Source organism: Cellulomonas endophytica, assembly GCF_004123805.1.
Taxonomy (GTDB): Bacteria; Actinomycetota; Actinomycetes; order Actinomycetales; family Cellulomonadaceae; genus Cellulomonas; species Cellulomonas endophytica.
On sequence record NZ_RWJX01000100.1, the window covers coordinates 1 to 10,180 of the forward strand.

General features: G+C 77.8%; 8 protein-coding genes and 1 pseudogene. All 9 read left to right on the top strand.

Annotation, left to right across the window (positions count from 1 at the left end; translation table 11 throughout):
* On the top strand, positions 1-3,062 hold a 3,062-nt coding region (locus EJA20_RS16940; protein ID WP_164984041.1), incomplete at its 5' end, for an Rne/Rng family ribonuclease.
* Between the two features lie 257 nt (positions 3,063-3,319).
* On the top strand, positions 3,320-3,628 hold the full coding sequence (gene rplU, locus EJA20_RS16945) for a 50S ribosomal protein L21 (protein WP_205687561.1): 309 nt from the start codon (positions 3,320-3,322) through the stop codon (positions 3,626-3,628).
* Between the two features lie 62 nt (positions 3,629-3,690).
* A complete protein-coding gene (gene rpmA / locus EJA20_RS16950) occupies positions 3,691-3,951 on the top strand; it encodes a 50S ribosomal protein L27 (protein WP_129339714.1) in 261 nt (86 codons plus the stop codon).
* Between the two features lie 188 nt (positions 3,952-4,139).
* Complete coding sequence (gene obgE / locus EJA20_RS16955) at positions 4,140-5,651, top strand: GTPase ObgE (protein ID WP_129339715.1); 1,512 nt, start codon at positions 4,140-4,142, stop codon at positions 5,649-5,651.
* A gap of 187 nt (positions 5,652-5,838) precedes the next feature.
* Positions 5,839-6,975: a glutamate 5-kinase gene (proB, locus tag EJA20_RS16960; protein WP_240675605.1), complete on the top strand. Its 1,137-nt coding sequence runs from the start codon at positions 5,839-5,841 to the stop codon at positions 6,973-6,975.
* 43 nt (positions 6,976-7,018) lie between these two features.
* The gene (locus tag EJA20_RS16965; protein WP_129339717.1) at positions 7,019-8,386 is read left to right on the top strand and encodes a glutamate-5-semialdehyde dehydrogenase; all 1,368 of its coding nucleotides are present in this window, start codon (positions 7,019-7,021) and stop codon (positions 8,384-8,386) included.
* 157 nt (positions 8,387-8,543) lie between these two features.
* Positions 8,544-8,699 (top strand): hypothetical protein, encoded by a 156-nt coding sequence (locus EJA20_RS18865; RefSeq protein ID WP_164984042.1) that lies wholly within the window; start codon positions 8,544-8,546, stop codon positions 8,697-8,699.
* Positions 8,700-8,737: 38 nt separating this feature from the next.
* Positions 8,738-9,367, top strand: a complete 630-nt coding sequence (nadD, locus tag EJA20_RS16970) for a nicotinate-nucleotide adenylyltransferase (protein ID WP_276319557.1) — start codon at positions 8,738-8,740, stop codon at positions 9,365-9,367.
* A pseudogene (locus tag EJA20_RS16975) lies at positions 9,360-10,180 on the top strand (hypothetical protein); the annotation flags it as partial. The gene nadD and the pseudogene EJA20_RS16975, both read left to right, overlap by 8 nt.

The window sequence follows — 10,180 nt, forward strand, 5'->3', positions numbered from 1 at the left end:
CGACGGGCGCCGCGCCCGCCGCCACGAGCACGGCACCCGCCGCCGAGCCGGCCCCCGGGTCGTCGGCGCCGTCGGCCCCGGCCGAGAGCCCCGCGGCCACCACCGCCGGCTCGGGCACGCCCCGCCTCGCCACCACGGCCCTGCTCTTCCAGGCCCCCGACCCGGGGGCCCGCCCCCGACGCCGCCGCGTGCTGGCCCCGGCCGGGGCGCCCGAGGCGATCTCCGACGCCGCCCGCGCCGCCGCGGAGGCGCTCGCCGCGGGTGCGTCCGCCCCCGCCGCGGCCGGCGGCACGCCGGGCCCGGCACGCGACGAGACCGGTGACGAGGCCCGCGACGACACCCGCGAGGCGTCCCGCCGCGGCGGCCGTCGTCGGGGCCGTCGCGGCCGCACGGCGGACGCGCGGGCCGACGCGGCCGCCGGCACCACGGCGGGTGTCGCCGGGGACGTGGCCGGGGACGTGGCCGAGGACGACGGGCCTGCCACCGAGGACCTCGTCGTGGACGACCTCGTCGCCGACGCGCTCGACGCGCTCCTGCCCGTGGGGGACGCGGCCGACGCGGCCCTCGGGGAGACGGCGCTCGTCGAGGACGGGGAGGACGACGACGAGGACGAGTCGGACGCCGAGCGCGGGGACGGCGGACCCCGCCGTCGTCGTCGGCGCGGGGGCCGCGGCCGCCGCAGCCGCACGGACGAGCGCGAGGACGAGGGGGCCGACGAGGGCACGGCCGACGCCGCCGCCGAGGAGGACGTGCCGACCGGTGCGACCGGCGAGGAGCCGGAGGACGACGACGACGAGGACGGCGTCGGGACCGAGGACGAGGGCGACGAGGCGGGCGGCTCGAGCCGTCGGCGTCGCCGCCGCCGCCGCGGGACCCGGACCGCCGGCGACGAGCCGGAGGCGGCGGCGCCCCGCGCCCGCACGCGCTCGGAGGAGCCCACCGCCCTGCGCGGGTCGACGCGGCTCGAGGCCAAGCGCCAGCGCCGTCGGGAGGGCCGCGACGCCGGCCGCCGCCGCCAGATCCTCACGGAGGCGGAGTTCCTCGCCCGCCGCGAGTCCGTCGAGCGGACGATGGTCGTGCGCGAGCGCGACGGCCGGACGCAGATCGCGGTCCTCGAGGACGGCGTGCTCGTCGAGCACTACGTGTCCCACCAGGCGCAGGCGTCGATGGTCGGCAACGTCTACCTCGGCCGCGTGCAGAACGTGCTGCCGAGCATGGAGGCCGCCTTCGTCGACCTGGGCAAGGGCCGCAACGCCGTGCTCTACGCCGGCGAGGTCAACTGGGACGCCGCGGGCCTCGAGGGCCAGCCGCGCCGCATCGAGCAGGCGCTGAAGTCCGGCGACCCGGTCCTCGTGCAGGTGACGAAGGACCCCATCGGCCACAAGGGCGCCCGCCTCACCTCGCAGGTGACGCTGGCCGGCCGGTACCTGGTCTACGTGCCCGGCGGCGGCATGACGGGCATCAGCCGCAAGCTGCCCGACGTGGAGCGCAACCGCCTGAAGAAGCTCCTGCGCGAGGTCGTCCCCGAGTCGGCGGGCGTCATCGTGCGCACCGCGGCCGAGGGCGCGAGCGAGGAGGAGCTGCGCGCCGACGTCCTGCGCCTGCAGCAGCAGTGGGAGGCCATCGAGAAGAAGCAGCGCACCGCGTCGGCCCCGGCCCTGCTCCAGGGCGAGCCGGACATGGCCATCCGCGTGGTGCGGGACATCTTCAACGACGACTTCGCCGCGCTCCTCGTCGAGGGCGAGGACGCGTGGGCCACCATCTCCGGCTACATCGGGGACCTGGCGCCCGACCTCGCGCAGAAGGTGCAGCGCTGGACGGGCACGGGCGACGTCTTCTCCGCGCACCGGATCGACGAGCAGCTCGCCAAGGGCATGGACCGCAAGGTCTGGCTGCCCTCGGGCGGCTCCCTCGTCATCGACCGCACGGAGGCCATGACGGTCGTCGACGTGAACACGGGCCGGTTCACCGGCGCCGGCGGCACGCTCGAGGAGACCGTCACGCGCAACAACCTCGAGGCGGCGGAGGAGATCGTCCGGCAGCTCCGGCTGCGGGACATCGGCGGCATGATCGTCGTCGACTTCATCGACATGGTCCTGGAGTCCAACCGCGACCTCGTGCTGCGGCGCCTCGTCGAGTGCCTCGGCCGGGACCGCACGAAGCACCAGGTCGCGGAGGTCACCTCCCTCGGCCTCGTGCAGATGACGCGCAAGCGGGTCGGGCAGGGCCTCGTCGAGGCCTTCAGCGAGACCTGCGAGCACTGCCACGGCCGCGGGTTCGTGGTGCACGCCGAGCCCGTCGAGAAGGGCACGCGGCCCGAGCCGGCCGCCCCCGACACGGAGGGTGACGCGCGTCGCGGCAAGCGGCGCCGGGGCGGCAAGGAGGGGGCGCCCGCGGACGCCCCGCACGCCGGCGTGCCCGTGCTGCCCGCCGCCCGGGAGGCCGTGAAGGCCACCCTGGCGACGATCGCCGCCGCCGCGGCCCACGCCCACGAGCACCACGCCCCCGACGCGGCCCCCGCGCAGGACGTCACGGAGGGCTCCGGCGACGGCACCCCCGCCGTGGCGGTGCTGGAGGGGCAGGCGCTCCGGGACGCCCTCGCCGGCGCCGAGGGCGCCGAGGTAGCCGGTGACGGCGTCGACGGGGCCGTGGACGGGGCCGTGGACGGGGCCGTGGACCGGGAGGGGCTCGCGGGCCCGACGGGTCTCGAGGGCGTCGAGCACGTCGTCGTCGCGACCTCCCCGGCTCCGGCCGACGCCGGGTCGCCGGCCGGCCTCCCGACGGCCGCCGCGGACGGCGGCGAGGGCTCCGGCCCCCGCACGGCCGGCCTCGACGTGCTGGCGGCCTTCGCCGGGCGCGTCCGCCCCGCCGCGCCCGCGGGCGGCGGCGAGCAGGAGTGGGAGCTCGCGGCCGTCGACCCCGGCGTCTTCGCGCTCGACCTGCCGGGACGGGCGGACACGGCGGCGGACGACGCGGCGGGCGGGCCGGACGCGGCGCCGGGGCAGGGCTCGTCGCCCGCCGGCGCCGACGGCGGCACGCCCGAGGACGGCGCGGACCGCTGACCGGCACGCGGACGGCGGTGGGCCCCTCGGCCCACCGCCGCCCGTGACCCGCGGGGCCGACGCGGTTTGACCCGGCCGGTCCCGCTCCGTACTCTTGGACGTCGGCGCGTCCAGCGCGTGCCGACCTGTGTGCGGCCGCGAGCGGCGCCGACGCGAACCCCGACCCGGATCCCCGGCGGTGGAGCGCGGGCGCCGACGGCCGCGGGCCGGAAGGTTTTCCCCGGGCACTCGCCCGACGAGCAGAGATGAGCAGAGACGTGGTGTACGCGATCGTGAAGGCCGGCGGCCGTCAGGAGAAGGTCGCCGTCGGCGACATCGTCGTCGTGGACCGCCTGAAGGCGGAGCCGGGCGCGACGGTCCAGCTGCCCGCCCTGCTCCTCGTCGACGGCGAGAAGGTCACCTCGGACGCGGCGACGCTCGCCGGCGTGACCGTGTCGGCGGAGGTCGTCCGCGACCAGAAGGGTCCGAAGATCCGGATCCTCAAGTTCAAGAACAAGACGGGCTACCGGAAGCGTCAGGGCCACCGCCAGTCGCTCACCCGCCTGAAGGTCACCGCGATCGCGTGAGGCCGCCCGCGCCCCGGCGCGGACCCCTCCCCTGGTAGTCCAGAGCAGAAGGCAGGAACGTCATGGCACACAAGAAGGGCGCGAGCTCCTCGCGCAACGGTCGCGACTCCAACGCCCAGCGCCTCGGCGTGAAGCGGTTCGGCGGCGAGCTGGTGAAGGCGGGCGAGATCATCGTCCGCCAGCGCGGCACGCACTTCCACCCCGGCGTGAACGTCGGCCGGGGCGGTGACGACACGCTCTTCGCGCTCGCCGCGGGCAACGTGACGTTCGGCCAGCGCCGCGGCCGCAAGGTCATCGACATCGTGGTGCCCGTCGAGGCCTGAGCCTCCCGGACCACGCCGAGAGGGGCGCACCGCACGGTGCGCCCCTCTCGGCATGTCCACCCCGCGCGGCCGGACCGGTGCCCGCCGCGGGGCCCCCGCCGTCCGCACCGGACCACGCCCCGCAGGGGCAGGCCGTGCCGCGCACCCGCGGCCGGCGCGAGCGGCTCGAGGGCCGGAGGGAGGCAACCATGGCGACGTTCGTCGACCGGGTGGTGCTGCACGCGACCGGGGGGGACGGCGGCCACGGCTGCGCGTCCGTCCACCGGGAGAAGTTCAAGCCGCTGGGCGGTCCCGACGGCGGCAACGGGGGCAACGGCGGGTCCGTCGTCCTCGAGGTCGACCCCCAGGTGACGACCCTGCTCGAGTTCCACCACCTGCCGCACCGGCACGCCCGCAGCGGCACCCAGGGGATGGGCGACCACCGCTCGGGCTCCGTGGGGGAGGACCTCGTCCTCGGCGTGCCCGACGGCACCGTCGTGAAGTCCCCGGACGGCACGGTGCTCGCCGACCTCGTCGGCCCGGGGGCGCGCTTCGTCGTCGCGGAGGGCGGCCGCGGCGGCCTGGGCAACGCGGCGCTGGCGTCCCCGCGGCGCAAGGCCCCCGGCTTCGCGCTGCTCGGGGAGCCCGGCCTCGAGGCGTCGGTCGTGCTCGAGCTCAAGACGATCGCCGACGTCGCCCTCGTGGGCTACCCGAGCGCCGGCAAGTCGTCCCTCGTCGCCGCGATCTCCGCGGCGCGGCCGAAGATCGCGGACTACCCCTTCACCACGCTCGTGCCGAACCTCGGCGTCGTGCAGGCGGGGTCCTCGCGCTACACGGTCGCCGACGTGCCCGGGCTCATCCCCGGCGCCTCGGAGGGCCGCGGCCTCGGCCTGGAGTTCCTCCGTCACGTCGAGCGCTGCGCCGTCCTGGTGCACGTGCTCGACTGCGCGACGCTCGAGCCGGGCCGCGACCCGCTGAGCGACCTCGAGGTCATCGAGGCCGAGCTGGCCGCCTACTCCGCGGACCTGGGCATCGAGGGCGGCCGCGTGCCGCTGCTCGAGCGCCCCCGCGTCGTCGTGCTCAACAAGGTCGACGTGCCCGAGGCGCGGGACCTGGCCGAGCTCGTGCGCCCCGACCTCGAGGCGCGCGGCATCCCCGTCTTCGTCATCTCGACGGCCAGCCACGAGGGTCTGCGGCCCCTCACGTTCGGGCTGGCCGAGCTCGTCGAGCGCGCCCGCCGCGAGGCGCCGGAGCCCGCGCCGACCCGCGTGGTGCTGCGGCCGAGGGCCGTCGACGAGCAGGGCTTCACGGTCAAGCGACGCCAGGACGGCACGGGCCTGTGGTTCCAGGTGCGGGGCACGAAGCCCGAGCGGTGGGTGCGGCAGACGGACTTCACGAACGACGAGGCGGTGGGCTACCTCGCCGACCGCCTCGCGCGCCTCGGTGTGGAGGAGGAGCTCCTGCGCGCCGGTGCGGTCGCGGGCGACGAGGTGCGCATCGGGCCCGACACGAACGCGGTCGTCTTCGACTGGGAGCCCACGCTCCAGGCGGGGGTCGAGCTGCTGGGCAGCCGCGGCACCGACCTGCGCCTCGAGGACCGCAGCCGCCCGACCCGCGGCGAGAAGCGCACGGAGTTCAAGGAGCGCATGGACGCGAAGGCCGCCGCGCGCGCCGAGCTGTGGACGGAGCGCGAGTCCGGCGTCTGGACCGAGCCGGAGTGAGCGGGCGGGCGACGGGCAGGATGCGGCCGTGACGTCCGACGCCGTCCCGACGCCCGGTGCCGCCCCCGAGCGCGGTCCCGCCCCTGCGGAGGGGACCCCGGGCGGACCGGGGGGCCCGGGGGACGACGCGGCCGTCGCCACGGGCGCGGCCGGGCGGCGGGCGGTCGCCGCGGCGGCGCGCGTCGTCGTGAAGGTCGGCTCGTCGTCCCTGACGGACACCCGCGGCCGCCTCGACCCCGTCCGCCTCGACGCCCTCGTCGACGTGCTGGCGGCGCGACGCGCGGCCGGGCGCGAGGTCGTGCTCGTGTCGTCGGGTGCCATCGCGTCCGCGCTGGGACCCCTCGGCCTGCCGGGGCGGCCGCGCGACCTCGCGACGCAGCAGGCGGCCGCGTCCGTGGGGCAGGGGCTCCTCGTCGCCCACTACGCCCGCTCCTTCGCACGGCACGGCCTGCGGGTGGGGCAGGTGCTTCTCACGGCGGAGGACACCGTGCGCCGCACGCACCACCGCAACGCCAGCCGCGCGCTGGAGCGCCTGCTGGCGCTGGGGGTCGTCCCCGTCATCAACGAGAACGACGCGGTCGCGACGCAGGAGATCCGCTTCGGGGACAACGACCGCCTCGCGGCCCTGGTGTCCCACCTCGTGCGGGCGGACGCGCTCCTGCTGCTCACGGACGTGGACGGCCTGCACACGGGGCCGCCCGGCCGGCCGGGGTCCCGCCGGATCCCCGTGGTGCACGCGCCGGAGGACGTGGCCGGCGTGGACGTGTCCGCACGGGGCTCCGCGGTCGGGACCGGCGGCATGGTGACGAAGCTGGACTCCGTGGCCATCGCGACCGCCTCCGGCATCCCCGTGGTCCTCACGGCCGCGGCCCGCGCCGCCGAGGCCCTCGACGGCGGCGACGCCGGGACCTGGTTCGCCGCGACGGGCCGGCGCGCGTCCGTGCGCCTGCTGTGGCTCGCGCACGCGGCCCGGACGCGGGGGCGGCTGCTCGTCGACGCCGGCGCCGCGCGGGCCGTGGGCGAGCGGGGCACCTCCCTGCTGCCGGCGGGCGTCACGGGCGTCGAGGGCGACTTCGACGCGGGCGACCCCGTCGAGATCGTCGGCCCGGACGGCGTGGTGCTGGCCCGGGGCCTCGTCGCGTTCGACGCGGCCGAGGTGCCCGCGCTGCTGGGCCGGTCCACCGGCGAGCTCCGCGAGGCCCTCGGGCCCGGGTACGACCGGGAGCTCGTCCACCGCGACGACCTCGTGCTCGTCGGCCGGGCCCGGCGGGCGGCGCGGGCCGGCCGGCCGGCCGCGGACCCGGGGGCGACGACCGGGGGCTGACCCTCCTCCCGCCCTGTCGGCGGCCCGCACTACCCTGGCCCGCATGACGACGCTCGACGAGACCGCCCGCCCGGCCGCGGCCGTGGCCGCACCGTCGACCCCCGCCGGTGCGGTGCCCGCGCCGGCAGGTGCCCCGAGCCCGGCCCCCGGCCCGGAGGACGCCGTCCGGGAGGTCGCCCGGCGCGCGAAGGTGGCGGCGCGTGCCCTGGCGACCGCCCCGCGCGCCCGCAAGGACGCCGCCCTGCACGCGCTGGCCGACGCGCTCGTCGCCGCGACGGACGAGGTGCTGGCCGCGAACGCGGAGGACCTCGGGCGCGGCCGCGCGGCGGGGACGTCCCCGGCCCTGCTCGACCGGCTAGCGCTCACGCCGGAGCGGGTCGTCGGCATCGCGGACGCCCTGCGCGAGCTCGCGGCCCTGCCGGACCCGGTGGGGGAGGTCGTGCGCGGCCAGACCCTGCCCAACGGGCTGCGCCTGCGGCAGCTGCGGGTGCCGCTCGGCGTCGTCGGGATGATCTACGAGGCGCGGCCGAACGTCACGGTCGACGCGGTCGGGCTCGCGCTGAAGAGCGGCAACGCCGTGGTCCTGCGCGGCGGCTCCGCCGCGGCGCGCAGCAACGAGGTCGTCGTGGCGGTGCTCGGCCGGGCGCTCGTGGCCCAGGGCCTGCCGGCCGACCTCGTGCAGTCGATCGACGCGTGGGGGCGTGAGGGCGCGGTGGCGCTCATGCGGGCGCGGGGGCTCGTCGACGTGCTCGTCCCGCGCGGCGGGGCCGACCTCATCCGCACGGTCGTGGAGCAGTCGACCGTCCCCGTCATCGAGACCGGCGTCGGGAACGTGCACGTCTACGTGGACGCCAGCGCCGACCCCGGACCCGCGCTCGAGGTCCTCCTCAACGCCAAGACGCAGCGCCTGGGCACGTGCAACACGGCCGAGACGCTGCTCGTGCACGCGGAGGCCGCCGAGGGCTTCCTGCCCGGGGCCCTGACGGCGCTCACCGCCGCGGGCGTCACGGTGCACGGCGACGCCCGGACCCTCGCGCTCGCGCCGGAGGGCACCCGGGCGGTGCCGGCGACCGACCTCGACTGGGCGACGGAGTACCTGTCGGCCGACCTCGCGGTGCGGGTGGTCGACACGCTCGACGACGCCCTCGAGCACATCCGCAGGTGGAGCTCCGGCCACACGGAGGCGATCCTCACCCGCGACCTCGCGGCCTCGGAGCGGTTCGTCGCGGAGGTGGACTCCGCGGCCGTCATGGTCAACGCGTCCACCCGCTTCACCGACGGCGGCCAGCTCGGGCTCGGCGCGGAGATCGGCATCTCGACGCAGAAGCTGCACGCGCGGGGCCCTATGGGGCTGGCCGAGCTCACGACGACGAAGTGGGTCGTGCACGGGGACGGGCACGTCCGCCCCTGACCGGCGCGCCCCGCCGGCGCGCCGAGACCCCGGACCGCGCGACAGGTGGCCGCCGCCGCGCCGCGTCCCCGGGGCGCCGCACCCGTGGGAGACTGGCCCCCGCAGCCGGGCGGCCCGCACCGCCCACCCGCTCCACCCCCATCACCAGGAGGTCGCCGTGCACGCAGCCCTGTTCGCCGCCGTCGAGGAGACCGCGGAGCGCACGATCGAGCTGCCGTTCCCGCCGCTGGTCTTCGGCCTCGCCGCCTTCGCCGGGCTCGTCTCGCTCCTGCTCATCACGTTCGCGTTCCGGAGCGTCGGCACCCGGCACTGAGCCGGGTCGGCTCCGGCACGCGGTCAGGGGGACGCACGGTGGACGAGCGGTCCGAGGGCACGCCCGAGCAGGGTCGTCGCACCCGCATCGGGGTGATGGGCGGCACCTTCGACCCCGTCCACCACGGCCACCTCGTCGCGGCGAGCGAGGTCGCGGCGCGCTACGACCTCGAGGAGGTCGTGTTCGTGCCGACGGGCCGGCCGCGGCTCAAGAGCCACCAGGTCGTGACGCCGGCCGAGCACCGGTACCTCATGACCGTGATCGCCACGGCGTCCAACCCGCGGTTCACGGTCAGCCGCGTCGACATCGACCGCGCCGGCGAGACGTACACGGTCGACACGCTGCGGGACCTGCACGCCCTGCACCCGGACGCCGACCTGTACTTCATCACCGGCGCCGACGCCGTCGCGCAGATCCTGTCGTGGAAGGACGCCGACGAGCTCTTCGCCCTCGCGCGGTTCGTCGCCGTGACCCGGCCCGACCACCACCTGTCGGTCGAGGGCCTGCCGACGGACCGCGTGAGCATCCTGGAGATCCCCGCGCTGTCCATCTCGTCGACCGACGTGCGGCACCGTGTCCGCACGGGGCTCCCCGCCTGGTACCTCGTGCCCGACGGGGTCGTCCAGCACATCGCCAAGCACCGCCTGTACAGAGGACCCCATGACTGAGACCGGGGAGCGCCGTCGGCGGCGCGAGCTCCGCACGCCGGCACCCGAGGACGAGCGCCCCGGGGCGGGCACCGACGCGTCGCCGTCCGCCGCGGTCCCCGCCGCGCCCGGGACCGCCACGGGTTCGCTCGCGGTCGTGCCCGCGCCCGGGTCGCGCCGGGCGCTGCGGACCCAGGGCATCCCGGTCGTGCCCGATCCCGCCGCCCCCGTGGCGGGTGCCGGTGCGACGACGGAGGGCTCGGACCCGCGGTCGCCGGGGGCCCCGCCCCCGGCCCACGAACCCGCCCCCGTCACGGGCAGCATCGGCGTCGTGCCGGTGTCGCGGGACGAGCCCGTGCCGACCCGCCGGCAGCTGCGGGAGGCCGCAGCGCGCGAGGCGGCCGAGGCCGAGGCTGTGGCGCGCCCGGCCGGCGGCCCGGACGCGCCCGACGCGACGACGGTGCTCGCCCCGGTCCCGGCGCAGGACCCCGACCCCGCCACGGACGTGACCGGCACGACCGTCGCGGCCGGCGGCGGGGGCACGGGCACGCCCGCCGTCCGCGGCACCACGACGGCCGAGGCCGACGCGGCCCCGCGCGTGGACGTGGACGTGGACGTGGACGGCGGTGACGGTGCCGCCCCCGCCGCGGGCGCGGCGTCCCGGGACGGGGCGGCGCCCCGCACCGGCGCGCGGCGTGCGGTGCCGCCCGACCCGGAGGGCCCCGAGCGCGTGAGCGTCCGCGTCCGCCCGACCCCGACGGGCGCGACGCGGGCCGTGCCGCTGCGCCGCTCGGTGCTCCCGGCCGCCGGCGCGGCGGTCGCCGCCGGCAGATC